Origin of the sequence: Aminobacter sp. BE322, assembly GCF_050433525.1 — a bacterium.
In the GTDB taxonomy this organism is placed as follows: domain Bacteria; phylum Pseudomonadota; class Alphaproteobacteria; order Rhizobiales; family Rhizobiaceae; genus Aminobacter.
In genome coordinates this window covers 73,091-96,163 of the sequence record NZ_JBNPXB010000011.1, presented here as the reverse complement: position 1 = coordinate 96,163, position 23,073 = coordinate 73,091, and the positions used below count along the sequence as shown (strand labels likewise).

The window sequence follows — 23,073 nt, the reverse complement described above, 5'->3', positions numbered from 1 at the left end:
ATGGGCGGCGCTTCGATCTTCTCCGACGAGGCTTGCGAGCTGGGCGAAGGCCCGAGCTACGATCCTGCCACCGATACGCTCTACTGGTTCGATATCGTCGCGGGCCGCATGCTCGAGAAGAAAGTCTCAGGTGGTGAGACGCGCGTCCACCAGCTCGGCGAGATGGCCAGCGCCATTGCCGTCATCGACGGCGAACGTCAGCTTCTGCTTACGGAGACGGGGCTCCATATCCGCGACGCCGCGACCGGCAAGCTGTCGATGCATCATCCGGTCGAGGCTTCCAACAGCTCCACCCGGTCGAACGATGCGCGTGTGCATCCGTCCGGTGCGCTGTGGTTCGGCACCATGGGCAAGAAGGCCGAGGCTGGGGCCGGAGCGATCTACTGGTACTTCCGCGGCGAGCTGCGCCTGCTCTACCCTGCGATCAGCATCCCCAACTCGATCTGCTTCACCGAGGACGGCAGGACGGCCTATTTCACCGACACCGCGGTGAACATCCTCTACCGGGTCGACTGCGACGCCGACACCGGCCTGCCAGTCGGCGAGCCCAAACTGTTCGTCGACAGGCGCGGCGACGAGGGCGGGCTGGACGGCTCCGTCCTCGATCGCGACGGCATATTGTGGAATGCCTGCTGGGGCCGTGGCCGCATCGATGCCTATGCGCCCGACGGCAGGCATTTGCGCAGCGTGGCCGTGCCGGCAGTGCAGGCGTCGTGCCCGGCCTTCGTCGGGGCGGCGGCCGACCGGCTGGCCGTGACCTCGGCTGCGGTAGGGCTCGACGCCGAAGCGCGGCACGCCGATCCCCATGCGGGCAAGACCTTCCTGCTCGACATCGTGGTCAACGGCCGCCACGAACCGCGCGTGCTGATCTGATCCCCGCCCGCGCAAGGGTGTCGCCTGAGCGGCGGTTCGAGGTCGGTTTCCTGGCAAGTCTTGGATCGGGACAATGCCAATCTCGGGCTGTCGGAATGCAGTTGGGTCCGCATCAGGAGGGAATGACCGATGGCCGGACAACCCCCGACGCTCGTGCTCGTCCACGAACCCGAACGGGCGTGCTTCGATCGGCTGTTGGCCGAAGGGTTTGACCGCCGCGCCGCGACCGAGATCGCTTCCTATCTGGCGCAATCGACCGATCTTGCCCCCGAGTTCGACGCGATAGGCGAAGCTTGCGCGCGCCGCGGCATTCGCTTTCGCGCCGTCGAACTGGATGAGGCGGCCGGCGCCCTCGCGGCCTGCGACCGCTTCGGTACACTGGTCTGGACGCTCACGGACGGCATCGCCTATTTCCGCGGCGGCGTCGCACCCGCGCTGGCGCGGCTCAACGGGCTCGCGACGATCGGCGCCGACGATTCCGTCTTTGCGCTCTGCCAGGACAAATTCCGGTCCGGCGCGGTGCTCGGTGCTCTCGGGCTGCCAGTTCCAACAGCCGGCCTTGCCCGCGGCGGCCGCTGGCTGGTCGAGCCGCCGGCTGCGCATGGCGGCTATTTCGTCAAGCCCAATCGGCTCGGGGCCAAGGTCGGCATATGGGAGGATTCGCGCATCGCCAAGGCCGGGGAGGCGTTGGCTCTCGGCCGGCGCGTGCTCGATGCCTATCGCGACGACGTCGTCGTGCAGTCCTACGTTACGGGCCGAAACGTCCGCGCGAGCTTCCTCGCGGTCGATCCTACGGCGGGGCCGGAGGTTCTGGGCATAGCCTTCGTCGATTCCGGCGGCGACTTCCAGACCATGGCCGACAGCATGGCGCTTTATGGCGAAACGGGCGCCGCAGCCAAGGGCGAGGGGCGCTATGTCGAGCCGGAACTGGTGCCGGTGGCGTCGGTTCAGCCGCGAGCGGCGGAGACGATCAGGCGGATCGCCGCGACACTGATGACCGGCCTCGGGTTGCGCGACGTCTTCTCGATGGACCTGCGCGTCGAGGCCGACGACACGGTCCATCTCATCGAATTCGAGGTCAGCCCGGGCCTGCCCTGCTTCGACTTCCGTGCCTATTGCCGGAGCCAGTGGGGGATGAGCCTCGCCGAGGCGATGGCCGAGACGGCGGCGCGGCGGTTCGGCTAGTCCCTGTCCCGCGCGATGGCGCGGGCTCGCATCAGGCGCGTTCCATGCATACCGCGGCGTGGCCCGAGCGGACGAAGCCGATCTGCTGGGCCGCGGCCTTGGACAGGTCGAGCACCCGGCCCTTGATGAACGGGCCGCGGTCGTTGATGCGGACAATGACGCTCTTGCCGTTCTTCTGGTTGGTAACACGGAGCTTGGTGCCGAAGGGGAGCGAGCGGTGGGCCGCGGTCATGGCCGATGGATTCATGCGCTCGCCCGAGGCTGTCTTCGACGTCAAGGCGTACCAGGATGCCCTGCCGCATTGGGCGGAGGCGTTTCCGGTGGAGGCAAATATCATCATGCCGGCGGCGACGGAGGCCGCCACGATCGCTGGTTTAGCGCGCTTCTTCATCTTCTGGTTAAAGCCCCGTTATTGAACACACGGAGCGGTTTCGGACGAAATGTGGCAGCGAATGGGGCGAGCCTCGGGCGGTTCCGTGGCGAGCGGACACGTTTGGAGTCTCAAGGTAACAGTTTGTCAGGAAGAATCGTAAATCCCGTAAGGAATTTTTTCACAATTTCCGGGGTGAAAGCCAGATTGGCTGCATCATGGAAGAATCTTCGCTGAAGGATACGCGAAGCAATATTTCCGATTTATGCTTGTACGTATGCGGATGTCGGAAGATTTTCGCAAAAATTATAAAAACTCGTTGCCGCACCTGCAAGAATGACTGCATGAACCGAGCGTCTTCTTGGGGTGCCGCTGCGAGCCCCCGCGACCGGGCTGGAATCTAGCGCATGGACTTTTGCGCTCCGCCGAGCAGGGCGTGCATGGCGCGGCGCATCAGGCCGGGCACCGCAGCCGCCACACCCGGCGCGTCGTGGAAAAACTCCGGGTCGGAGAAGCGATCCGGGTCATACGGGACTGTGCGCAGCGAGTGCAGCTTGTCCCAGTCGCCGGCGCGGTCCCCCGCGACGAGCTCGCGCAGATTGGCCGTCGTCTTGAAATCATGGATGAAGCACAGGCTGGCGTGCGCGGCCATGCGTTCGCGCTCGTGCGCATTGAAAAGCTTGACGAGCTTGTAGTGCCGCATTGGCAGGAGCAGTGGACTGCGCCAGCGCTCGCGCCGGGTCTTGGTCGCATCGGAGAAACCGACGTCATGGAAGCCGTGATGCAGCCTGATGTCGTGGCTGTATCTGACGAGTGGAACCTTGCGCAGCACGTCGATGGTGCCGGCGAGCCGATACCGGGCATCGATGCAGTAGCTCGCCCGCCAGTGCTTGCCGAAGGCCCAGCGGATCGAATTGTTGCGGCGATACGCGGCCTGGTCGCCGCTGCGGTCGAACAGGTGACGATTGAATTCATCGAGAAAGGAGCCGCGTGCCGGCTCGCCCGGCTGATCCGATGGCGCCGGCAGCATGTCCACGAGCAGCCCCGGCGCCCACGCCCAGCCGGCCGCCTCGCCGGCGGCGGCCGCATCCGCCATGGACCTGCCGAGCCTGGAAGGCACATCGACGAATTCGTCGGCGTCGATCGTGAGCGCCCAACGGCCCTGGGGGAGCACCGCCTTCATCGCCGCCATCAGCCAGGCTGCCTTGCAGGTGCGGTAGTGTCCCACCCTCGGCGTGAGCACGTGCACGTCGGGATAGGGCAAGGTTGCCGAGACCGGCATGGCTGAGCCGTCGTCGACGATGAAGAACGGTCCGCAGCCGATGCGGCGGTAGTGCCGATACCATTCCTCGAGCACGAAGGTGTCGTCCTTGACGCAGGCAAAGACAGGGACCAGGCCATCGCCGAGCCGCGGAAGCGGCCGGGCGAGCGCTTCGAAGAAGCACTGCAGCGCGGCCGTCGGGTCGAGTGCCCGGACGGCCGCATGCGCTCCCATCATCGCTTCGGCGAAGTAGCGCTCCTTGCTGTCGCTGCCGCGGGCGTTCCTGGCGAAACTGGACGACCGGTTGAAGCGCTGCATCGCTTCGAGGAGCCCACCATCCTCGATATAGCCCTTCTGCTTTGGGTTGAGCGGCTTGATGGTGCGCAGGTCGGCGACCACCCTGCAGTCGACGCCGACCCCTTCGTTGCGCAGGAAACTCGCCGTGGCCTTCGATTTCCGGAGTGCGCCTCCCGGGAAATAGGAGACATAGACGAGTCCGGGCTCGGCCCGCAGTGCAGACAGGATGAGGTCCATTTCGTCGTACTGGCGCGGCAAAGATCTCTCGTCGTAGCCGACCGAACGGTAGAGATGAGCCGGCAGGGTGATCCTGCCACAGGTACCATCACCCCAATTGCCGCTGAAATGATGGATCAGTAGCCTGCCCTCGTGCTCGGCATGAAGATCGAGGATCTGCTGCGTTTCCGCGGCCGATACGAAGTTGTCGGCGTCGAGGCTCGAATAGAGCTCGGCCGCGATATGGTCGCGGAAGACGTTCTTGGCCCGGCCGAAATGCCAGGGATCCAGGCGCTCGACCGGCACGATCCTGAGATATCCCGCGGCGAGTTCCGGCGCAAAATTCATGCGGACATGGGCATCGAGCGCCGGGTCGCCGCCAAAATTGGCGATGACGAACTCGACTTCCGCACCGAATTGACGATTGGCATCGAGATTTTGCCGTAGGGTGGCCTCCAGCTCCGCCAGGCGGTTCTGCACTGGTATGCAATAGGACAGGATCGGCTTCATCACGACTCGCACGCCTTCCATCGGACGTGCCAGATATTCCGATTCTTTGGTTGCAGTCCATGATTGTTGCTACTTGTAATATGCATACAAGTGTGTGATACGGAGCCGCCCCCGCACTGAGAGCCACGTCGCCGCTGCCCTGGCGACGCACCGTCGAATGGTTGAATGCGGAGTCAGGGCAGATGTCCTCCAATCCCGTGCCGCGCTTGCGGCTTTGCGTTGCGGCGATTACCCGCGAACGGCCTCTCATGCTCGCCCAGCTCATGGCATCATGGGCTACGTGCGAGACACCGCCTTGCGTCGACGTGAACTTCGTCGTGGTGGAGAATGCGGCGCGACCCGATTGCCGCGACGTGGTGGCCGGCGCGCACAGCGGTCTGAAGATCGACTACCGGCTCGAACCGCGCATCGGCATCCCGATTGCGCGCAACCGCGCCGTGGAGCATGCGGTCGCTTGCGGCGCCGACCTGATCGCCTTCGTCGACGATGACGAGCGCGTGGCGGTGGACTGGCTCGTGGAACTCGTCGCCGAATATCGCCGCAGCCGGGCTCTGCTCATCGGCGGGCCGGTCGAGCCGCAGGCGCCTGCCACGCCGCTGTCGCGATGGCGCAAGGCGATCCTGCGCGGCGTGCAGCATCGCTTCGGTCACAAGGCCGAAGTTGCCCGCCGCCAGAACCTGGCGGGCAGGGCCGACCGCGTCACCGTCGTCACCAACAACTGGCTCGCGCACCGCGACCTGTTCGTGGTTCATGGGCTTCGGTTCGACGAGCGCGACCCGCTGACCGGCGGCAGCGACGCGGCATTCGATCACGAAGTCACGCGCCGCGGCCTGACGAAATCCTGGGCCGACCGGGCATTGGTGTACGAAACCATGCCGCCGGAGCGCCTGACCTTCGCCTACCAGTTCCGCCGCGCCCGCGACCAGTCGCTCGCATCGTTTGCCCGCAAGCAGGGGCGGGGATGGCGCACAGCATCCGGCGTTGCGGCGATCTTGCCCTATCGACTGGTCGCGATGGGCGTGGTGACGATCGCAATTCCATTTCGTGGCGGACCCGGCATCGTCGCCAGTGCGCGGGCGGCCGGCTGGTCCGTTGGCCGGATACTCGGACTCTTCGGTGCCCGTTCGCGGCTCTATGCGCGGGTGACGGGCCGATAGGCGTTGCCCCGCGCCGGCGCCGTTCCCCGGCGGTTCAACAGGGTTAATTGAACTTGTTGGGGTTTTTTGAGATAATGGCGCCAGTGCGAAGAACGCCCGTTGAGGAGTTCGGCACCACGCACAAGTCCTCACGGGCGTTTGAGCTATACTCGAACTTAGCCTGAGAGGATTTTCGTCATGGCAACTCTTGACAACATGGGACTGATGCAACACCGGCGCTGGGAGGACGTCGCCTTGATGATCCTCGGTGCCATGGTCCTGGTATCGCCGATGTGGTTCGACATCGGCGGCAACACCACGATGGCCGCAGCGACGGCTCTCGTGGGCGCAGCGATCGTGGTGCTCGGGGGTCTCGAGCAGATCTTCCTGCGGCGCTGGGAGGAAATCCTGACGCTGTTCTGCGGTCTCTGGATGGTCGCCTCGCCCTTCACCTTTGAATATGGCGGAGCGCTGCGCAACTGGCACATGGGCCTCGGCATCGCCGTAGCCCTGCTGGCCATCTTGGAACTCTGGCAGGACCGCAACCGCAATCTCGAGGCCTGACGCTTCGACGACCGGGGCTTGGCCCCCGCTCGGGGCCGAGCCCACTCGGCCAGGCGGCAGTCTGCCGACGGGACGGCGTCGCGCCTGGCTCAAGGCTAAGCTTCCCGGGATAGCAAAAAACCCCCGGGGTGACCGGGGGTTTTGCGTTGTCACGGATGCATCGAGAGCATCCTGAAACGGAAACTGGTGCCCAGAAGAGGACTCGAACCTCCACGCCTCGCGGCACACGGACCTGAACCGTGCGCGTCTACCAATTCCGCCATCTGGGCTGGTGGGCGCTGATGTAAGCGGGCGAAGCGACGGTGTCAACGCGCTTTTTCAGCTTTTGCCGGCGAATACGCCGCAACCCGCGATTTGTCGGTTCTCAGGCCGCGGATATTCCCCAGGGGTAGCCTATCCGGAGCCCGCAAACCTCAGGGATTGTGCGCTCCCCTGAAGCGACCGGGCGACAGCTCGACGTCCGATCGCGTTTTTATTGCCGGCCAGACGTGTCAGGCCAGCACTTCCTTGGAGGCGACGGTCGAATCGGCGTTGAGCTTGTAGACGATCGGCACGCCGGTCCCGAGTTCGAGCTTGACGATGTCAGGGCCCGAAATGCCTTCGAGCGCCATGATCAGCGCGCGCAGCGAATTGCCGTGGGCGGCCACCAGCACAGTGCCGCCGGACAGCACATGCTTCTGCATGTCGTGCAGGTAGTAGGGCCACACGCGAGCGCCGGTGTCCTTCAGGCTTTCCCCGCCCGGAGGCGGCGTGTCGTAGGAGCGGCGCCAGACATGCACCTGCTCCTCGCCCCACTTGGCGCGCGCATCGTCCTTGTTGAGGCCGTTGAGGTCGCCGTAGTCGCGCTCGTTGAGGGCCTGGTCGCGGATGGTGGTGAGATCGCTCTGGCCGAGCACGTCGAGGATGTGCTGGCAGGTCTTCTGGGCACGCATCAGCGCCGAGGTGAAGGCGATGTCGAACTTGAGCCCGCGCGCCTTGAGCTTTTCGCCGGCCGCCTTGGCTTCGGCGTGGCCCTTCTCGGACAGGTCGACGTCGCGCCAGCCGGTGAACAGGTTCTTGAGATTCCATTCGCTCTGGCCGTGGCGAACGAGCACGAGGGTACCGGACATTTTTGCTCCCTTGGATGAGACTGGATTTGGAACGGACTAGAGGCCGAGGACGTCGCGCATCGAATAGAGGCCGGGCTTTCTGCCGTGCGCCCAGAGCGCCGCCTTGACGGCGCCGCGGGCGAAGATGCCTCGGTCCTCGGCCTGGTGGGACATGGTGATGCGCTCGCCGGTTCCGGCGAGGATGACGGAATGGTCGCCGACGACCGAGCCGCCGCGCAGCGTGGCGAATCCGATGGTTCCGCTCTCGCGCACGCCGGTATGGCCGTCGCGCACCCGCACGCTCTTGTCGGCCAGCGCGATCTTGCGGCCGTGTGCCGCCGCCTCGCCGAGGAGCAGCGCCGTGCCCGACGGGGCATCGACCTTGTGGCGGTGGTGCATTTCCAGGATCTCGATGTCGAAGTCGCTCGGGCCGAGCGCCTGGGCGGCCTTCTCGACCAGCACGGCCAGCAGGTTGACGCCGAGGCTCATGTTGCCGGACTTGACGATGGTGGCGTGGCGCGCCGCCGCGGCGATCTTGGCGTCGTCCTCGGGTGAGCAGCCGGTTGTGCCGATGATGTGGGCGATGCGCGCCTGGGCGGCGTAGCCGGCGAATTCGACGGTTGCCGCAGGCGCAGTGAAATCGAGCACGCCGTCGGCCTTGGCGAAGGCGGCCAGCGGGTCGTCTGTGATCTCGACGTTGATGATGCCGACGCCGGCCATCTCGCCTGCGTCCTTGCCGAGATGCGGCGAGCCGGCGCGTTCGACCGCACCGGCCACGCGCACGCCATCCATCGTATGCACGGTGCGCAGAAGCACCTGGCCCATCCGGCCGGCTGCCCCCACGATCACCAGACCCATGTCGCTCATAGCTTGCTCCCTGTGCCGGCGCCTGCGCGCGACAATCCCTCATCGGTGCCCAAGTCGTCCACCAGCCCGAGTCCGGCCTCGTCATGGAGGTTGTGGAAGCGGGCGTAGACGCTGTTGGGGTTGGCCATCAACCCGGCATGGGTGCCTTCCTCGACAAGCCGGCCCTGATCCAGCACCACGATATGATCGGCGTTGACGACCGTCGAGAGGCGGTGGGCGATCACGATGGTGGTGCGGCCCTTGGTGGCGGTGGCGAGCGCCGCCTGGACGCGCGCTTCCGATTCGTTGTCGAGCGCCGACGTCGCCTCGTCGAGCAGCAGGATCGGGGCATTGCGGACGAGCGCGCGGGCGATGGAGATGCGCTGGCGCTGGCCGCCGGACAGCGTTGCACCGTTTTCGCCGACGGCAGTGTCGTATCCTTCGGTCTGCTGGCGGATGAATTCGTCGGCGAAGGCCAGGCGAGCCGCCTCCTCGGTCTCGGCGTCGGTGGCGTCGGCGCGGCCGTAGCGGATGTTGTCGCGGATCGTGCCTTCGAACAGATAGGGCTGCTGCGAGACGAAGGCGATCGACTGGCGCAGCGAACGCTTGGTGACGGAGGCTATGTCCTGGCCGTCGATGCTGATGCTGCCGCTGTCGACGTCGTAGAAGCGCTGCAGGAGCGCCACCAGCGTCGACTTGCCGGCACCCGACGCGCCGACGATGGCCGTGGTCGTGCCGCCCTTCGCGGTGAAGCTCAGGTCGCGCAGCACCGCGGTCTCGGGGCCGTATGAGAACGCGACGCGGTCAAAGACGATGTCGCCCTTGCCGACCCGGAGCTGGCCTGCACCGATGGCGTCGTCCTGGCGCGGTTCGGTGTCGAGGACCTCGTAGATCATGCGCGCATTGACCAGGGCGCGTTCGAGCCCGACCTGGGTGCGGGCGAGGCGGCGGGCCGGGTCGTAGGCGAGGATCATCGCCGTGAGGAAGGCGACGATCGTGCCGGGCGGCTGAGCGCCGAAGGTTGCGCGGTAGCCGGCATAGGCAATGACGGTGGCGAATACGAAGCCGCCGAGCATCTCGGAAATCGGCGACAGCCGCTCGGATACGCGGGCGATTTTGTTGGAGCGCGCCTCGGAGTCGGACACCAGGTGGTGCATCTTTCCCGACAGCTGGTCTTCCATGGTGAAGGCCTTGACGATGGCCATACCCTGGACTGCCTCCTGCATGGCCCCGATGAGGCGCGAATTGACCAGGATGGCGTCGCGGTTCAGCTTTCGCAGCCGGCGCATCAGGTGGCCGACGAAGTAGACCAGCGGCGGACCGATCAACAGTGCGAAAAGCGACAGGATCGGATCCTGGAACACCATCACTGCAATCAGCCCGATCAGGGACACGAAGTCGCGGGCGATGGAGGTCACGGTGATGTTGAGGATCGACCGGATACCGCTGACATTTTCGTTGATCTGGGCGGCGACCTGCCCCGAGCGCGTCGCGGAGAAGAACTCCATGTCGAGCTTCATCAGATGGTCGAAGAGCCGGCGCTGGTAGCGGGCGACGAGGTTGTTGCCAACCTTGGCGAGGATCACGGCCTGACCGTAGGTAGCGATGCCGCGCAGCACGAAGGCGGCGACGATCGACAGGCAGATGAGGACGATGAGGTCGGCGCGCTGCCGGTAGAAGATCTCGTCGACGATATCGCGCATGATCCATGCGGTGAACGCCGTGGTCCCGGCGATGATGGCCAGGAACGCCGCCGCAAGTGCATAGTGCCAGACGAAGTCGCGACCGTTCTCGGCGGCGATGCGCTTGATGACGGCGACGACCTCGCCGGGAACGGCCCGGCCGCGTTTTGACTTATTCGAATTCAAGCCGGTTATCCCATTGGCCTCCCGCACGCTCGCGATGCCCTCATAGAGCATGAAGCCCGGCGGGGAAACCGCCTTTTGGCCGCGCCTAGACGCGCCAGTGCCGGTCGCCTGTCTCGATGCCGAAGAGCGAGGGCGTGCGCGCATAGGCCGCCAGCCCGGCGAGGGCTGCAAGCGGGTGGGTGATGACATAGACGGGCATCGAGGCCATCAGCTCGCGATGCGGGGCCTTGTCCTCGAAAGCCTCGCGGAAATTGCCCTTCTTCAGCGCCGGCACGATCTTCTGGGCGATGCCGCCGGTGAGATAGACGCCGCCCTTGCTCTTGAAGACGAGTGCCAGGTCGCCGGCGGTGCGGCCGAGGCAGGTGACGAACAGCTCCAGCGCCTCCTCGGCGATCGGGTCGCTGCCGTCGAGCGCGGCCGCGGTGACCTGCGCCGGCTGGGTGAGCTTGGGCGTCTTGCCGTCGGCCCTGGCTACGGCGCGGTACGAGTTGACCAGGCCACGCCCGCACAGGATCTGTTCGCCCGAGATACGGCCTTCGATCTTCTCCAGGTGCGGAAACACCTCGAAATCGCGTGCACTCCGCGGGCCGATGTCCATGTGGCCGCCTTCGCCGGGGACGGGAATCCAGCGGCCGAGCGCGTGCACGAGGCCGGCGACGCCCAGCCCGGTGCCGGGCCCGAGCACGACGCGGCCGGCACCCTCCTCGGGATCGCCGGGGCCGATTTTCTCCACATGCTCGTTGCCGAGGGCAACGACCGCCAGCGCCTGGGCCTCGAAGTCGTTGAGCACCAGGATGTCGCTGAGACCGAGGGTCGAGAACATCTCTTTCGGGCGCACCACCCACGGGCAATTGGTGAGCGCGATCTCCTCGCCCTCCACCGGCCCGGCCACCGCGAGCACCGCCGAGCGTGGGCGCACCGGCTGCCCGTCCAGAACGGCAAGGATGGCGTCGTCGATGCTGGCGTAGCTGGCCGTCTGGACGATGCGCGGCTCTCCGGCCTCCCTGTCGGGGCCCTCGACGATGGCGAAGCGCGCATTGGTGCCGCCGATGTCGCCGATCAGGATCGGGAAGGGGAGTGCCTGCTCGCTCGGATGTGACATGCCCGGTCTGGTTCCCAGATGTTGGTCGCGGCGCTTCAGCCGTTCTCTTGATTTTCCAGAATGATCTCGGCGGTCGCGCGGTTCAACGCCATCGGAATGTCGTAGACGATGGCGAGCCGCATCAATGCCTTGACATCGACGTCATGCGGCATCGGCGTCAGCGGATCAACGAAGAAAATCACCGCGTCGATCCTGCCTTCGCTGATCAGCGCGCCGATTTGCTGGTCGCCGCCGAGGGGGCCGCTCTTCAATGGCGTCAGGTTCAGGCCGGGGCAGGCCGCGAGCACCCGCTGGCCGGTCGTGCCGGTGGCGACGATATGGCAGGTCTCGAGGAACCTGGCATGATCGCCGACGAATGCGACCATGTCGTCCTTCTTCTGGTCATGGGCGATCAGCGCGACGCGCAAGGCTGGGGTCACAGTCGTTTCCGTGATGCTTAAATCGGTTGAAATCCCATAAACGGATTTCCGCCGATTTGGAAGCGCCGAGCGGCCCGGCTCATGGTTTCGCCGGGCGGGGCCGCGGCAGCGGAATGTCGACTGACGGCCGGGGCGCATAGGCGTCCGCGCTGACCGGCGTGCCGGGATCGGTGACGGTCGGGGTCTCTGCGACCTTCGGAGCTGCGGGTGCCGGGGCGGCGACCACGGCCGAAGCGGCGCCGCCGCCATAGACGGTGACCGCCGCTTCGTTGACGGGCGAGGGCGCGGCGAGCACGGCGCGGCATTCCTTGGGCAGGCTCGCCATGGTCATGATGTCGCGCGCCTTGGGTTTTTCGGGTCCGGTCGCCGGGCGCCAGGGTTCTTCGGTGAACCACCAGGCCAGCGACTTGTCGCAGCCGTCGCCGGCCGGCGTCGCGTCCTGTTCCTCGCAGCCCTTCGACCCGGCCTGGCAGCCGATGCGCATGTGGAAATGATAGTCGTGGCCCCAGAAGGGACGCACCTTGCGCAGCCAGGAGCGGTCCCCCGTGACGGTGTCGCAGAGCTTCTTCTTGATGCCCGGATTGACCAGGATGCGCTCGACTTCGGGATAGCTCGCCGCCCGCTTGATCAGGCGCGTATGCGCCGGCGTCCAGAGCTTGTCCTTGACCAGGTGGGTCTTCTCGTCGACCATCAGCACCGCGCTCATGTTCTCGCGCTCGGTGGCGGAGAGCTTGCGGTCGGGCATCGGCGTCAGCCAGATATCGGCGTCGAGGCCGATCTGGTGGGAGGCGTGGCCGGTCAGCATCGGACCGCCGCGCGGCTGGGAGATGTCGCCGATCAACAGGCCCGGCCAGCCATCCGCGACGGCGTCGCGTGACAGCTTCTCGATCAGCGAGATCATTGCCGGATGGCCCCAGCGGCGATTGCGCGACAGCCGCATGGCCTGCCAGGTCGGACCATCCGTGGCGATGGCCACACCGCCGGCGAAGCAGCCCTTGGAATAGAAGCCATAGGAGCGCGCAGCCGTCGCCGCCGGCAATTTCGTGCTGCCGAACAGATCCTTGGCAAGCTCGGCGGCGCCGGCCGCCTGCAGGTCGAGGCCGATCATGCCGAGCGTGGCCGCGACCATCGCGAGCCGCGCCGCCCGTCCGGCAAATCTGCGAAAAAATGACGTCATGCGGTTTGACCCTCTCCGCAAAGCTTGCGCCGCCATGGTTACCTAAAGGTAAATTCCGGCGTCACTGTCTCACTCGAATCGCCGCTCGCACTAGGTCCGCCGTATCGGACTGCGCTTGTCGCCGTCACCCTCGCCGCGCCAGGAGCCGTCCGCCCACATGCTGTCCAGGGCGGCGCGGTAGTCGGGAAAGCTGAACGTGTAGCCCAGAGCCTTGATCGCCGTGTTGGAGACGCGCTTGTTCTCGCCATAGAAGGATCGCGCCATGGGCGAAAGTTGGGCGGTCTCGAAAGGAATTTCCGGCGGCGGTGCCACGCCCATCAACCCGGCGGCATAGGTAACCACGTCCTGCGGCGCCGCGGGCAGGTCGTCGGTGACGTTGAAGGTGCCGCCATACTCCCCATCGGCGAGGAACCAGAGTGCCGCGGCAATGTCGGCCACATGGATGCGATTGAACACCTGGCCTTGCTTGACCAGGCGCTTCGCCGTGCCGTTGGCGAGATTGACGAAGGCGTTGCGGCCCGGGCCGTAGATGCCCGACAGGCGCAGGATGGCGACCGGCCGGCCCGTTTCCTCGCCGAACTCGTGCCACTCGCGCTCGGCGTCCAGCCGCATCTGCGAGCGGCCGGGCTTCGGCCGGCATTGCGCAGTCTCGTCGATCCAGGCACCGCCATAGTCGCCATAGACGCCGACCGTGGAAAGATAGCCGACCCAGCGCAGCAGCGGCATGTGGTGGGCGATTGCATCATGCGCCACGTTGAGCACGGGGTCGCCGTCGTCGTTGGGGGCGGCGGAGACGACGAGATGCGTGGTCTCCTCGAGTTTGGCCCTGATTTCGGCGGACAGTCGGCCGTTGAACACGAAAGGCTCGATGCCGGCCGCCTCGAGGCCGGTGAACTTTTCCGGCGAGCGCGTGGTGCCGGCGACCGCTACGGCCTGTGGCCGCACGCGCGCGAAGGCCTTGCCGGAATAGCCGGCGCCGAAGATGAAGACCTTTTGTTCGCTCATGCCTGCGCCTGTTCCGCTTCCCCGATTGCCAACGCCGCCTGCCACTCGGCGACGACGTCGGCTGAGCTTTCGGCCTTCAGCGCCTGTTGCGCAAGGGCAGAAAGCGTCGCTGCGGGAAGGAGCCGCGACAATGCCCAGACGGCCGTGCCCCGCACCAGCGGTGACGGATCGGACAGCAGCGCCCGGCACGGGTCGGCGAGCGTGGCATCGGCCGAATTGCCGGCAGCAATGAGCACGTTGCGGACGAACCGGTCGCGGCCGATGCGCTTGACCGGCGAGCCGGAGAACAGGGTACGGAAGGCAGCGTCGTCCAGCGACAGCAGGTCGGCAAGGCGCGGTTCGCGCAGCTCGTCGCGCGCGACGAGCTTGGCTTCGGAAGCGGCTCTTGCGAACTTGTTCCACGGGCAGGCGGCGAGACAGTCGTCGCAGCCATAGATGCGGTTGCCGATCTTGTCGCGGAATTCGTGCGGGATCGGCCCCTTGTTCTCGATGGTGAGGTAGGAGATGCAGCGCCGCGCATCGAGCCGGTAGGGTGCCGGGAAGGCATTGGTGGGGCAGGCGTCGAGGCAGGCACGGCACGAGCCGCAGCGGTCGATCTCGGGCGCGTCCGGCGCGAGTTCTGCGGTCGTGAATATGGTGCCGAGGAACAGCCAGGAGCCGAATTCGCGGCTGACGAGGTTGGTGTGCTTGCCCTGCCAGCCGAGCCCTGCCGCTTCGGCGAGCGGCTTTTCCATCACCGGGGCGGTATCGACGAACACCTTCACGTCGCCGCCGGCGCGGGCGACGATCTTGCCGGCGATCTCCTTGAGCCGTCCCTTCATGACGTCGTGGTAGTCGCGGTTGCGGGCGTAGACCGAGATCGCGGCGTGGTCGGGCCTGGCCTGCAGCTCGCGCGGATCCTCGTCGGGCCCGTAGTTCATGGCGAGCACGACGATCGAGCGGACTTCGGGCCAGAGTACGGCAGGGGCCGCGCGGCGCTCCAGCGTCTCGGCCATCCAGGCCATCGAGCCGTGCAGGCCTTCGCCGACGAACTGGGCGAGGCGTGCCGGCGCAAGCGGGATGGCGTCGGGGCGGGTGACGGCGATCGCGGCGAAGCCGGCGCGGGTCGCTTCGCGCTCGATCAGCTGGCGCAGCGCCTTGTCAGAAATCGAGGTCCGCATAGTGCGATGCCGGGTTAAGCCCGCGCACCCGGTCGGCGAGCAGCGGCCGGAACGATGGCCTCGACTTCACCCTGGTGTACCACTCGCGGGCGGACGAATATTCGCGCCAGTCGATCTCGCCGAGATAGTCGAGCACCGAGAGGGTGGCAGCGGCGGCGAGGTCGGCATAGGTGATGCGCGGACCGGCGAGCCAGTGGCGCGTGCCGGCCAGCCAGTTGGTATATTTCATGTGCTGGCGGATGTTGGCGCGGGCGGCGCGGATGGCCGCCGAATCGGGCGAACCGCCGCCGGCCGATTCCGGCATCTGCGGCTTCAGCACGCGCTCGCGCACCAGGTGCCGCGTCACTTCGCCTTCCGTCTTGGTCAGGTACCAGTCCGCCAGGCGGCGGATCTCGGCGCGCTCCATGGGGTCTTCGGCGAACAGACGCCGGTCGCGCTTGAGCACGCCGCGCGTCTCGTCGACATATTCCGAAATGATCATCGCGCCGACGATCGGCACGTCGCCTTCGGCGAGCAGCACCGGCAGCGTTCCGGCGGGATTGAGCGTCAGGAATTCCTTGCGCCGCGTCCACGGCTTCTCCTCGATCAGCGCCAGCTCCTCGCCGTACTCTCCGAACGCCAGACGGACGAAGCGGCAGGTCGCGAACATGGGGTGATGGAAAAGCGTCAGCATGATCCTGCGAAATTTCGTGAACGAGGGCGCTCTGGCGAATCGCCCGCTTGGCCGCTAGAGCAACTGGGCCCGGTTCACCGGGCTCTCGGGCGAACCGACCTATAGGGTGAGTTCCGTTCCGTGACAAGCAATCGCGAATGAACCAGCTCGCGGGGATGCGATGGAAAACCAGACGATCGTCGATGCGCTACTTCTCGGGGTGCTCGAGGGGCTGACTGAATTCATTCCCGTTTCTTCGACGGGGCATATCCTTCTTGCCGGCCATTTCCTGGGCTTCAACTCCACCGGCAAGACTTTCGAGATCCTGATCCAGCTCGGCGCGATCCTGGCCATCCTTTCGGTCTACGCCGCGAAGCTGTGGCGGATGGCCGTAGACCTGCCCCGCGACCCGAAGACGCAGCGATTCGTCGCAGGCATCCTCATCGCCTTCCTGCCGGCGGCGGTGCTCGGCGTCCTCCTGCACGGCTTCATCAAGACGGTGCTGTTCGAGACGCCGATCCTGATCTGTATCATGCTCATTCTCGGCGGACTGGTGCTCTTGTTCCTCGACAAGCTCGAACTCAAGGCCAAGTACCACGACATCACCGAGTTCCCGCTGTCGGTCTACCTGAAGATCGGCCTGTTCCAGACGCTCGCGATGATCCCGGGCACGTCGCGTTCGGGTGCGACCATCGTCGGCTCGCTGCTCATGGGCGTGGACAAGCGCGCGGCGGCGGAATTCTCGTTCTTCCTCGCCATGCCCACGATGGCCGGCGCCTTCGCCTACGACCTTTATAAGAACCGCGACGTCCTGTCGGCGGCCGACCTGCCGGTGATCGGCATCGGCTTTGCCGCCGCCTTCATCACCGCGCTGTTCGTGGTCCGCCACCTGCTCGACTACGTCTCGCGCAACGGCTACGCGCTGTTCGGCTGGTGGCGCTTGCTCGTCGGCGGCGTCGGGCTGATCGCGTTGATGATCTGGGGCTGAGCGGGGCTCCCGCCAGCTCTCCGCTGTTCTCGGTCGTCCACTCCCCGGCGGGAAGTGGAGATGTTCAGCGCCGCGCCTTCCTCGTCTTCCCAACAGGGAGAAGGTGGCCGGAAGGGCCAGATGAGGGGCGTTCAGAGAATGCCGGCCAAGCCCCTTCGCAGCAGGTCCAGCGCCAGCACGGTGATGGCGATCTTGAACCATTTGCGGAAGCTCTCCTCCGGCATGCGCTCGAGCAGCCTGGTGCCGTAGACGGTGCCGAGATAGCCCGACACGATCATCGCCGCGATGAGCGGGAGCCAGTCCCGGAACGCGAAGCCCGCGAGCCCGAAGACCACGATCTTGAGCCCGTGCTGGGCTACCATGCCGGCGGCATGGGTGGCGACCAGCGCCTTGCGGTCGTTGGCGAAGAACTGCGCGAACAGCACCGAAACCAGCGGCCCCGTGGCACCCACGAGCATGCCGACGAGCGCCACGACGACACTGCCGATGGCAAGTCCCGTGCGCGTCAGTTTCTCTATCCCGGGTATCTTGGTCCAGGTGATCGCGATGACGAACACGCCGAGCACCAGCTTGAGCAGGGCGTCGGGCAGCTGCACGACCACGAAGGCGCCAATGATCGCGCCGATGACGCTGCCGGCGATGAAGGGCGCAGCCACATCCACGCGCACATTGGCACGCTGGTGCCAGGCGCGGCCGGTATTGGAGCCGAGCTGGACCGCGCCGTGGACCGGAATGAGGGCGGCGACCGGCACGAACAGGCCCATCAGCGTGAGCATGGCGACGCCGCCTCCGACGCCGAAGGCGGCGGTCAGGGCCGAGGTGAAGGCGCTGGCGACGACCAGCAGGCCCGCCACAAGCGGGTCGAGTCCATCGGGGAGAAGGGCGGCCAGGGCGTCCATCTGCGCCCCGCCGGCGTCAGGCCATCGTCCTGTGCGTGAACTGGCCGGCGGCGCGGTAGCGCCAGAGATAGCTCGGCAGGATCGAGGCGGTGGTCTTGGGCGCGATGCCGACGGCGGCGATGGTGCGGCCCTCGTCCTGCGCGGCCTTGGAGACGACGTTGTCGCTGCGCAGCAGGATCACCTGGTCCTTGGTCAGCAGCGGATTGGGCAGCAGGCCGAGGATAGAGGCCTGCAGGTTGGCCGCCCACCACGGCACGGCGACCAGCGTCCGCTTGCGGTCGATGACCTCGAGCATCTCTTCCATGCACTGCCTGAAGCTCAGCACCTGCGGTCCGCCAAGCTCGTAGATCGTGCCGCCCTTGATCTTGCCGTCCACGGCGCGCGCCACCGCTTCGGCGACGTCGCCGACATAGATCGGCTGGAAGCGGGTTTCGCCGCCGCCGATCAGCGGCAGGACGGGCGAGAAGCGGGCCATGTTGGCGAAGCGGTTGAAGAAGGTGTCCTCGGGGCCGAAGACGATCGACGGACGATAGATCACCGCGTCCGGCAGCGTGTCGTGGACCGCCTTTTCGCCGCGCGCCTTGGTCTGGGCATAGAGCGAGGCTGAGTTTGCGTTGGCGCCGAGGGCAGAGACGTGGGTGAGCGTGGCGCCGGCGGCACGTGCGGCCTCGGCGACGGCGCGGGCGCCGAATTCCTGCACTGTCGAAAACCGCTGGCGGCCGCTTTCGTGCAGGATGCCGACGAGGTTGACGACATGCGCTGCGCCCTGGACGGCGCGGTCGACCGACCAGCGCACGCGCAGGTTGGCCTGGACCGGCTGGATCTGGCCGACATTGCCGAGCGGCTGGAGGTGGTAGGCGAGGTCGGGGCGGCGGCAGGCGACGCGCACCAGATAGCCGCGCTTGGCCAGCGCGCGGACGACGTGGCGACCGATGAAGCCGGACCCGCCGAAGACGGTGACGAGTTGCGGGGTCTGGAGGATTTCGGTCATCGCTGGCTCCGGTGGCGCCTGAACGGCTTGGATTGTCAGCGTTTCTTAGCCCGTTTCGCGGAAAAGGCAATCATCGAGCGACCGCCTGGAGCGGCCCGCGCCGATGTGGCGCGGGCGGGTGGACAGCCTTGGGAGGCATTCTTGTCCTGAGGATCAGAACTCGCGGCCGAGACGCGCGTCGACCGAATGCCGGTTGCCGCCGCGGACCGCGAAGAACAGGAAGATCGCCGTCCAGAGGATGGACTTCTCCGCCCCTTCGTAGCCCTGGCCCATCGTCACCCAATGGAACCAGACCGTGACCGCGAGCACGAACATGGCGGCGACCGAGGCCGGCCGCGTCAACAGGCCGAGTGCGATGAAGATGCCGCCGAAGAATTCGGTGCCGGACAGGAGCAGCGACCAGAACGTTCCGGGATAGAAGCCCAGCCCCTCGACCATGCCGGCGGCGCCGAACGGGTCGGCGATCTTGGCGAGGCCATGGGTGACGAGGGCAGCGCCGGCTATGACCCGCAGGATCGTTTCGGCGGAATCGTGCAGGCTCGCGTAGGGGCCGCGCAGGGCGGGAATGAACAGGCGGCGGCCGGTCGTCTCGGTCGTAAGGGCCAAAGAGGGTCTCCATGTTTGTAATCGTGTTGCCGCCCCGCGCAGGCGCCAGCAACCCAAATCAACTCGATCTGGCCGGAAGATGACATTACAAGTCATCTTTTTGTGAATGCGGGATCGTGAGAGGGGAACCGAGCCCGTTCGGAGGCGTTCAGGAACCAGTGCGGCGGACCTGTCGTGCAAATCCAGAAGGAGAAACAGAATGAATTGGAACCAGATCGAAGGAAATTGGGAGCAGTTCAAGGGCAAGGTCCAGACCCAGTGGGGCAAGCTGACCGACGACGATCTCGATGTCATCAATGGCAAGCGCAAGGAACTCACCGGCAAGCTCCAGGCCCGCTACGGCAAGGCACGGGAAGAGGCCGAGCGCGAGATCGACAACTGGCTGATGCGCCACTGAACGGCGTCCAAATTTCGGCGGGTCGATTCGCCCGTCCCCAGAACCCCGCCCGAGGCGGGGCTTCTTGACGCAAGAGGTGTTCCTTGATGCAGAAAACCCCGCCAGGGGCGGGGTTTTCCGGGTGGCGCTGATGCGGGCGACCGACGTTTTGGTCAGGCCGTCGCCGAGGCCGGCGTCAGGAGGGCTCCCAGCAGGTCTTGCCGCCCCAGCCCTGTTGACCCGACATCGTGCCACCTGCGGCCTTGCACGCCTGGACGAACTTGGCGTTGCAGGCCGGGAACTTGCTCGAACCGTTCTTGCAGTACTTGTCTTCGGTGGCGCCGCCGCCGTTGGACGAAGCCTTGTCGCTCGGGCCGGACGGCTTGTCGTTCCCCGGCTTGTCGGAGATGTCGCCGGGACCCGAGGGGCCGCCGCCGCCAGGCGCATCGGAGATGTCGCTCGGGCCCGACGGACGGTCGCCACCGCCCGAGCCGGCCGAGAAGCCGCCGGCGGCGTTGGCGCTGCCGATTGCGCCTGCAAGGAGAAGCACTGCGGTCAGGATCGTGATCTTGGTCTTCATGATTGTTTCCCTTTTCGAGGTTGCGTTTCGGGGCCGCGGAAACAAGCGCTTCCGCGTCGGAACGGTCTTTCGGTTTGGGTTCCCCCCGGTGTTGATCGGGCGAGCTCACCTCGCCCTGGACATGGCTGGGTCGCAGCGGCCGGGACAAAGGTTCAAACGGAGGATCGAATTTTTTTGAAGTGCCGGATCAGCCGGAGTTTCGGGCTGCGAATTGGGCGATGCGGGCGTGGATGGCGGCCGGCACGGTGATGCCCTCGGCTTCGGAGCGGGCGCGCGCGGCCGCCTTGGCCGGACCGGGAATGTGGACGTGATACTGCTCCGACAGGCGGCCGAGCTGCGCCCGCATGCGCTGCTCGAAGTCCGGGTCGAACAGCTTGGGGTCGAGTGCCACGATGAACAGGCCGGTGCCCGGCGTGCGGTCCCCCGAGCTTATCGATGGCGCGTCGACCGACCAGTTGGCGCCCGAGATGCCGGCCGCAAGCACCTCGACCATCAAGGCGACATTGGCCCCGCGGGCGCCGCCGAAGGCAAGCAGCACGCCCTTCATCGCCTTCTTGGGGTCCGTGGTCGGCTTGCCCCTGGCATCGAGTGCCCAGCCCTCGGGGATTTCGTCGCCTGCCTCGGCGGCCTTGCGGACGTTGACGAAGGCGGTGGCGCTGGACGACTGGTCGATGACCAGCGGCGGGCCGTCGGCGGCGGGTGCGGCGAGCGACATCGGGTTGGTGCAGAAGACCGGCTTCGTCGAACCCGAGCCGGCGACGAGCGCGGGGCCATTGGTTGCCGCGATCGCCACCAGTCCCGCCTCGGCGAGGCGGCCGGTGAAATAGCCGAGCGCGCCGCAGGTGTAGGCGTTCTTCTGGGCGAACACGGTGACGCCGAACAGGCGTGCCGCCTTGGCGATCTCCTCGAAGCTGCGATCGAAGCCGGTGTGCGCGGCACCGCCCTGCGCGTCGGAAAGATAGATGGCGAGCGCCGGTCTCGTGACTACCGGTTCGGCCTTGCCGTCGATGCGGCCGGCCTCCAGCGACTCGAGATAGTCGATGTAATGGGAAAGGCCGACGCTGGCCTGGCCGTCGGCCTCCGCGGCGACGGCGGCCAGTCCGATCGAGCGCGCGGTCTCCTCGGAGGCGCCGGCGCCCATCGCCGCGGCGATGCAGAGCGAGCGGGCCTGCTCGAGATCGAGGGTGACGGTTTCGGGCTGCTTTTCGGTCATGGCCTATCCCAATCGAGACGGAATACGCGCCTCCAGCTTGCGGAAGGCGAAGACGATGATTCCCGTGATCACGAGATAGATCAAGGCGAGCAGCAGCAAGGGCTCGTAGACGATGAAGGTGTCCTGCCTGACGCGCGACGCCACGGCGTAGATGTCGATCACGGTGATGGTGGCGACGAGAGGCGTCGCCTTGAGCTGCAGCACCGTCTCGCCGGCAAGCGTCGGCAGGGCGCGGTGGATGGCTTGCGGCAGCCAGATGCGGCGGAACCGCTTCCAGGGGCTCATGCCGAATGCGCGCGAGGCCTCGAGTTGGCCGCGCGGCACGCCAGCGAAGGCGCCGCGCATCACCTCGCCTTCATAGGCGGCGTAGGAAAGGGTCAGCGCCACGACGGCATAGGGCCAGGCTTGTCTCAAGATCGGCCACAGCTCGGACTGGCGGATCCACGGGAATTGCGGAAACAGCGAACCGAGCCCGTAGTAGAGAAGCCAGAACTGGAGCAGCAGCGGCGTACCGCGGATGACGGTGCAGAAGGCCTTGGCCGGCCAGGCGAGCCAGAACGGCCCGGCGGCCTGGGCAAGGCCCAGCGGCACGGCGAGAAGGAAGCCGAGCACCGAGGTGACGACGAGGATCCAGATCGTGCGCCAGATGCCGAGCAGGGCGAGATAGTAATAGGCGGGCAGCCACTCCCAGCGCAGGAAGAGCGCCGCGCAGGCCACCAGCGCCAGGGCGATGCCGATGAGCACGATGCGGTGCGGCTGCAGCCAGGCGGAGCGCGAGGCTTCGAGCGGATGCGTATTGGCCGCTGTCGTCATTGGCCGGCCTCCGCCACGGGCGGCATGCCGCGCCGCGCCCAGCGTTCGATTCGGCCGATGATGACGTTGGAGAACAGGGTCAGGAGCAGATAGAGCACGCCCGCGGCGACGAAGAAGGTGAAGTAGGCCTTGGTGGTGGCGCCTGCCTGGCGGGTCTCCTGGGTGAGCTCGTTGAAGCCGACCACGGCGAGAAGTGCGGTGTCCTTCGTGGCGATGAGCCAGAGATTGGCGAGGCCCGGAATGGCGAAGGGCAGCATTGCGGGCAAGGTGATGCGCCTCAGCATCTTGCCGGGCGGCATGCCATAGGCCCGCGCCGCCTCGATCTGTCCCTGCGGGATGGCGAGGATGGCGCCGCGGATGACCTCGGTGGCGTAGGCCCCCTGGACGACGCCGAGCACGGCGATGCCGGCGACGAGGCCGTTGATGTCGATCGTGGCGTAGCCGAAGCTTTCCAGGCCCCGGTTGATGAGGTCGGTTCCGGCATAATAGAGCAGAAGGATCAGCACCAGTTCCGGTACGGCGCGTACGATGGTGGTGTAGATTTCCATCAGGTCGCGCATCATCGGGCCGCCATAAAGCTTGCCCCAGGCGCCGCCGATGCCGATGGCGAGGCCGAGCCCGAAGGCGCCGACGGCGATCTGGATGGAATTCGCCAGGCCGCGCAGAAGGTTGCTGCCCCAGCCTGGCGGGGTGATCGACAGCAGTTCGACCGTCGCGGATTGCAGCAGCGGGTTCAGCAGGTGCTCTATGGGCGTGATCCTCAGGAGTGTTGGGAAACGGAATTCCCCTCCCCCTTGTGGGGAGGGGGTAGGGGTGGGGGTGACTGCCGTGCAATCGGTCCCTATCGGACCCCCATCCTGTATCCCTCCCCACAAGGG

General features: G+C 66.4%; 24 protein-coding genes and 1 tRNA gene. 6 read left to right on the top strand and 19 right to left on the bottom strand.

Annotated features, from left to right (window positions below):
• Both J2X50_RS16425 and J2X50_RS16420 read left to right on the top strand, forming a co-directional pair.
• Entirely contained in the window at positions 1 to 873 is an 873-nt protein-coding gene (locus J2X50_RS16425) for an SMP-30/gluconolactonase/LRE family protein (RefSeq protein ID WP_429096597.1), read from the top strand.
• A 129-nt stretch (positions 874 to 1,002) separates the two neighbouring features.
• Positions 1,003 to 2,058: a D-alanine:D-lactate ligase-like protein gene (locus J2X50_RS16420; protein WP_429096596.1), complete on the top strand. Its 1,056-nt coding sequence runs from the start codon at positions 1,003 to 1,005 to the stop codon at positions 2,056 to 2,058.
• A gap of 31 nt (positions 2,059 to 2,089) precedes the next feature.
• Here the strand turns inward: J2X50_RS16420 and J2X50_RS16415 are convergent, their stop codons facing one another.
• Both J2X50_RS16415 and J2X50_RS16410 read right to left on the bottom strand, forming a co-directional pair.
• On the bottom strand, positions 2,090 to 2,449 hold the full coding sequence (locus J2X50_RS16415) for a septal ring lytic transglycosylase RlpA family protein (RefSeq protein ID WP_340038494.1): 360 nt from the start codon (positions 2,447 to 2,449) through the stop codon (positions 2,090 to 2,092).
• A gap of 379 nt (positions 2,450 to 2,828) precedes the next feature.
• Positions 2,829 to 4,733 carry a glycosyltransferase family 2 protein gene (locus J2X50_RS16410; protein ID WP_429096594.1) on the bottom strand — a complete coding sequence of 635 codons (1,905 nt, stop codon included), beginning with the start codon at positions 4,731 to 4,733 and terminating at the stop codon, positions 2,829 to 2,831.
• Positions 4,734 to 4,894: 161 nt separating this feature from the next.
• On the opposite strand from J2X50_RS16410, the gene J2X50_RS16405 reads away from it, so the two are divergent.
• Together J2X50_RS16405 and J2X50_RS16400 are read left to right on the top strand one after the other, a co-directional pair.
• Positions 4,895 to 5,869, top strand: a complete 975-nt coding sequence (locus J2X50_RS16405) for a glycosyltransferase family 2 protein (RefSeq protein ID WP_429096593.1) — start codon at positions 4,895 to 4,897, stop codon at positions 5,867 to 5,869.
• Between the two features lie 177 nt (positions 5,870 to 6,046).
• Positions 6,047 to 6,412 (top strand): SPW repeat domain-containing protein, encoded by a 366-nt coding sequence (locus tag J2X50_RS16400; RefSeq protein ID WP_429096591.1) that lies wholly within the window; start codon positions 6,047 to 6,049, stop codon positions 6,410 to 6,412.
• A gap of 184 nt (positions 6,413 to 6,596) precedes the next feature.
• On the opposite strand, the gene J2X50_RS16395 is transcribed toward J2X50_RS16400, so the two are convergent.
• The 10 genes from J2X50_RS16395 to J2X50_RS16350 form a co-directional block, all read right to left on the bottom strand.
• A tRNA-Leu gene (locus tag J2X50_RS16395) sits at positions 6,597 to 6,681 on the bottom strand.
• A gap of 222 nt (positions 6,682 to 6,903) precedes the next feature.
• Positions 6,904 to 7,521 carry a 2,3-bisphosphoglycerate-dependent phosphoglycerate mutase gene (locus J2X50_RS16390; protein WP_347965668.1) on the bottom strand — a complete coding sequence of 206 codons (618 nt, stop codon included), beginning with the start codon at positions 7,519 to 7,521 and terminating at the stop codon, positions 6,904 to 6,906.
• A gap of 36 nt (positions 7,522 to 7,557) precedes the next feature.
• The gene (gene dapB / locus J2X50_RS16385; RefSeq protein WP_429096589.1) at positions 7,558 to 8,367 is read right to left on the bottom strand and encodes a 4-hydroxy-tetrahydrodipicolinate reductase; all 810 of its coding nucleotides are present in this window, start codon (positions 8,365 to 8,367) and stop codon (positions 7,558 to 7,560) included.
• Positions 8,364 to 10,265: an ABC transporter ATP-binding protein gene (locus J2X50_RS16380; RefSeq protein ID WP_429096587.1), complete on the bottom strand. Its 1,902-nt coding sequence runs from the start codon at positions 10,263 to 10,265 to the stop codon at positions 8,364 to 8,366. The genes dapB and J2X50_RS16380 overlap by 4 nt, the downstream gene beginning before the upstream one ends.
• A 34-nt stretch (positions 10,266 to 10,299) precedes the next feature.
• The gene (locus tag J2X50_RS16375; protein WP_429096585.1) at positions 10,300 to 11,316 is read right to left on the bottom strand and encodes a glucokinase; all 1,017 of its coding nucleotides are present in this window, start codon (positions 11,314 to 11,316) and stop codon (positions 10,300 to 10,302) included.
• Between the two features lie 35 nt (positions 11,317 to 11,351).
• A complete protein-coding gene (locus tag J2X50_RS16370; protein ID WP_429096583.1) occupies positions 11,352 to 11,723 on the bottom strand; it encodes a methylglyoxal synthase in 372 nt (123 codons plus the stop codon).
• Between the two features lie 91 nt (positions 11,724 to 11,814).
• Entirely contained in the window at positions 11,815 to 12,912 is a 1,098-nt protein-coding gene (gene mepA / locus J2X50_RS16365) for a penicillin-insensitive murein endopeptidase (RefSeq protein WP_429096582.1), read from the bottom strand.
• A gap of 90 nt (positions 12,913 to 13,002) precedes the next feature.
• A complete protein-coding gene (locus tag J2X50_RS16360) occupies positions 13,003 to 13,917 on the bottom strand; it encodes an SDR family oxidoreductase (RefSeq protein ID WP_429096580.1) in 915 nt (304 codons plus the stop codon).
• On the bottom strand, positions 13,914 to 15,077 hold the full coding sequence (gene queG / locus J2X50_RS16355; protein WP_429096578.1) for a tRNA epoxyqueuosine(34) reductase QueG: 1,164 nt from the start codon (positions 15,075 to 15,077) through the stop codon (positions 13,914 to 13,916). The genes J2X50_RS16360 and queG overlap by 4 nt, the downstream gene beginning before the upstream one ends.
• Complete coding sequence (locus J2X50_RS16350; protein ID WP_429096576.1) at positions 15,058 to 15,750, bottom strand: glutathione S-transferase family protein; 693 nt, start codon at positions 15,748 to 15,750, stop codon at positions 15,058 to 15,060. The genes queG and J2X50_RS16350 overlap by 20 nt, the downstream gene beginning before the upstream one ends.
• Positions 15,751 to 15,910: 160 nt before the next feature.
• Here J2X50_RS16350 and J2X50_RS16345 point away from each other — a divergent pair, with 160 nt between their 5' ends.
• Positions 15,911 to 16,717: an undecaprenyl-diphosphate phosphatase gene (locus J2X50_RS16345; protein ID WP_429096574.1), complete on the top strand. Its 807-nt coding sequence runs from the start codon at positions 15,911 to 15,913 to the stop codon at positions 16,715 to 16,717.
• 131 nt (positions 16,718 to 16,848) lie between these two features.
• On the opposite strand, the gene J2X50_RS16340 is transcribed toward J2X50_RS16345, so the two are convergent.
• From J2X50_RS16340 to J2X50_RS16330, 3 genes are all read right to left on the bottom strand, one after another.
• A complete protein-coding gene (locus J2X50_RS16340) occupies positions 16,849 to 17,616 on the bottom strand; it encodes a sulfite exporter TauE/SafE family protein (protein WP_429096572.1) in 768 nt (255 codons plus the stop codon).
• A 16-nt stretch (positions 17,617 to 17,632) separates the two neighbouring features.
• Positions 17,633 to 18,607 carry a complex I NDUFA9 subunit family protein gene (locus J2X50_RS16335; RefSeq protein ID WP_429096570.1) on the bottom strand — a complete coding sequence of 325 codons (975 nt, stop codon included), beginning with the start codon at positions 18,605 to 18,607 and terminating at the stop codon, positions 17,633 to 17,635.
• 153 nt (positions 18,608 to 18,760) lie between these two features.
• Positions 18,761 to 19,213 carry a DoxX family protein gene (locus J2X50_RS16330; RefSeq protein WP_429096569.1) on the bottom strand — a complete coding sequence of 151 codons (453 nt, stop codon included), beginning with the start codon at positions 19,211 to 19,213 and terminating at the stop codon, positions 18,761 to 18,763.
• Positions 19,214 to 19,412: 199 nt separating this feature from the next.
• On the opposite strand from J2X50_RS16330, the gene J2X50_RS16325 reads away from it, so the two are divergent.
• Positions 19,413 to 19,610: a CsbD family protein gene (locus J2X50_RS16325; RefSeq protein ID WP_429096567.1), complete on the top strand. Its 198-nt coding sequence runs from the start codon at positions 19,413 to 19,415 to the stop codon at positions 19,608 to 19,610.
• Positions 19,611 to 19,785: 175 nt separating this feature from the next.
• Here J2X50_RS16325 and J2X50_RS16320 read toward each other — a convergent pair whose 3' ends face one another.
• The 4 genes from J2X50_RS16320 to J2X50_RS16305 form a co-directional block, all read right to left on the bottom strand.
• The gene (locus tag J2X50_RS16320; RefSeq protein WP_347965654.1) at positions 19,786 to 20,169 is read right to left on the bottom strand and encodes a hypothetical protein; all 384 of its coding nucleotides are present in this window, start codon (positions 20,167 to 20,169) and stop codon (positions 19,786 to 19,788) included.
• A gap of 187 nt (positions 20,170 to 20,356) precedes the next feature.
• Entirely contained in the window at positions 20,357 to 21,382 is a 1,026-nt protein-coding gene (locus J2X50_RS16315; RefSeq protein WP_429096565.1) for an Ldh family oxidoreductase, read from the bottom strand.
• Positions 21,383 to 21,385: 3 nt separating this feature from the next.
• Complete coding sequence (locus tag J2X50_RS16310) at positions 21,386 to 22,195, bottom strand: ABC transporter permease (protein WP_429096563.1); 810 nt, start codon at positions 22,193 to 22,195, stop codon at positions 21,386 to 21,388.
• On the bottom strand, positions 22,192 to 22,923 hold the full coding sequence (locus J2X50_RS16305) for an ABC transporter permease (protein WP_429096676.1): 732 nt from the start codon (positions 22,921 to 22,923) through the stop codon (positions 22,192 to 22,194). Before J2X50_RS16305 ends, J2X50_RS16310 begins: the two co-directional genes overlap by 4 nt.
• Positions 22,924 to 23,073: the final 150 nt, after the last annotated feature.

Coding starts and splice junctions, on each gene's coding strand:
- J2X50_RS16425 (WP_429096597.1), top strand. CDS start 1: ATGGGCGGCGCTTCGATCTTCTCCGACGAGGCTTGCGAGCTGGGCGAA.
- J2X50_RS16420 (WP_429096596.1), top strand. CDS start 1,003: ATGGCCGGACAACCCCCGACGCTCGTGCTCGTCCACGAACCCGAACGG.
- J2X50_RS16415 (WP_340038494.1), bottom strand. CDS start 2,449: ATGAAGAAGCGCGCTAAACCAGCGATCGTGGCGGCCTCCGTCGCCGCC.
- J2X50_RS16410 (WP_429096594.1), bottom strand. CDS start 4,733: ATGGAAGGCGTGCGAGTCGTGATGAAGCCGATCCTGTCCTATTGCATA.
- J2X50_RS16405 (WP_429096593.1), top strand. CDS start 4,895: ATGTCCTCCAATCCCGTGCCGCGCTTGCGGCTTTGCGTTGCGGCGATT.
- J2X50_RS16400 (WP_429096591.1), top strand. CDS start 6,047: ATGGCAACTCTTGACAACATGGGACTGATGCAACACCGGCGCTGGGAG.
- J2X50_RS16390 (WP_347965668.1), bottom strand. CDS start 7,521: ATGTCCGGTACCCTCGTGCTCGTTCGCCACGGCCAGAGCGAATGGAAT.
- dapB (WP_429096589.1), bottom strand. CDS start 8,367: ATGAGCGACATGGGTCTGGTGATCGTGGGGGCAGCCGGCCGGATGGGC.
- J2X50_RS16380 (WP_429096587.1), bottom strand. CDS start 10,265: ATGCTCTATGAGGGCATCGCGAGCGTGCGGGAGGCCAATGGGATAACC.
- J2X50_RS16375 (WP_429096585.1), bottom strand. CDS start 11,316: ATGTCACATCCGAGCGAGCAGGCACTCCCCTTCCCGATCCTGATCGGC.
- mepA (WP_429096582.1), bottom strand. CDS start 12,912: ATGACGTCATTTTTTCGCAGATTTGCCGGACGGGCGGCGCGGCTCGCG.
- J2X50_RS16360 (WP_429096580.1), bottom strand. CDS start 13,917: ATGAGCGAACAAAAGGTCTTCATCTTCGGCGCCGGCTATTCCGGCAAG.
- queG (WP_429096578.1), bottom strand. CDS start 15,077: ATGCGGACCTCGATTTCTGACAAGGCGCTGCGCCAGCTGATCGAGCGC.
- J2X50_RS16350 (WP_429096576.1), bottom strand. CDS start 15,750: ATGCTGACGCTTTTCCATCACCCCATGTTCGCGACCTGCCGCTTCGTC.
- J2X50_RS16345 (WP_429096574.1), top strand. CDS start 15,911: ATGGAAAACCAGACGATCGTCGATGCGCTACTTCTCGGGGTGCTCGAG.
- J2X50_RS16340 (WP_429096572.1), bottom strand. CDS start 17,616: ATGGACGCCCTGGCCGCCCTTCTCCCCGATGGACTCGACCCGCTTGTG.
- J2X50_RS16335 (WP_429096570.1), bottom strand. CDS start 18,607: ATGACCGAAATCCTCCAGACCCCGCAACTCGTCACCGTCTTCGGCGGG.
- J2X50_RS16325 (WP_429096567.1), top strand. CDS start 19,413: ATGAATTGGAACCAGATCGAAGGAAATTGGGAGCAGTTCAAGGGCAAG.
- J2X50_RS16320 (WP_347965654.1), bottom strand. CDS start 20,169: ATGAAGACCAAGATCACGATCCTGACCGCAGTGCTTCTCCTTGCAGGC.
- J2X50_RS16315 (WP_429096565.1), bottom strand. CDS start 21,382: ATGACCGAAAAGCAGCCCGAAACCGTCACCCTCGATCTCGAGCAGGCC.
- J2X50_RS16310 (WP_429096563.1), bottom strand. CDS start 22,195: ATGACGACAGCGGCCAATACGCATCCGCTCGAAGCCTCGCGCTCCGCC.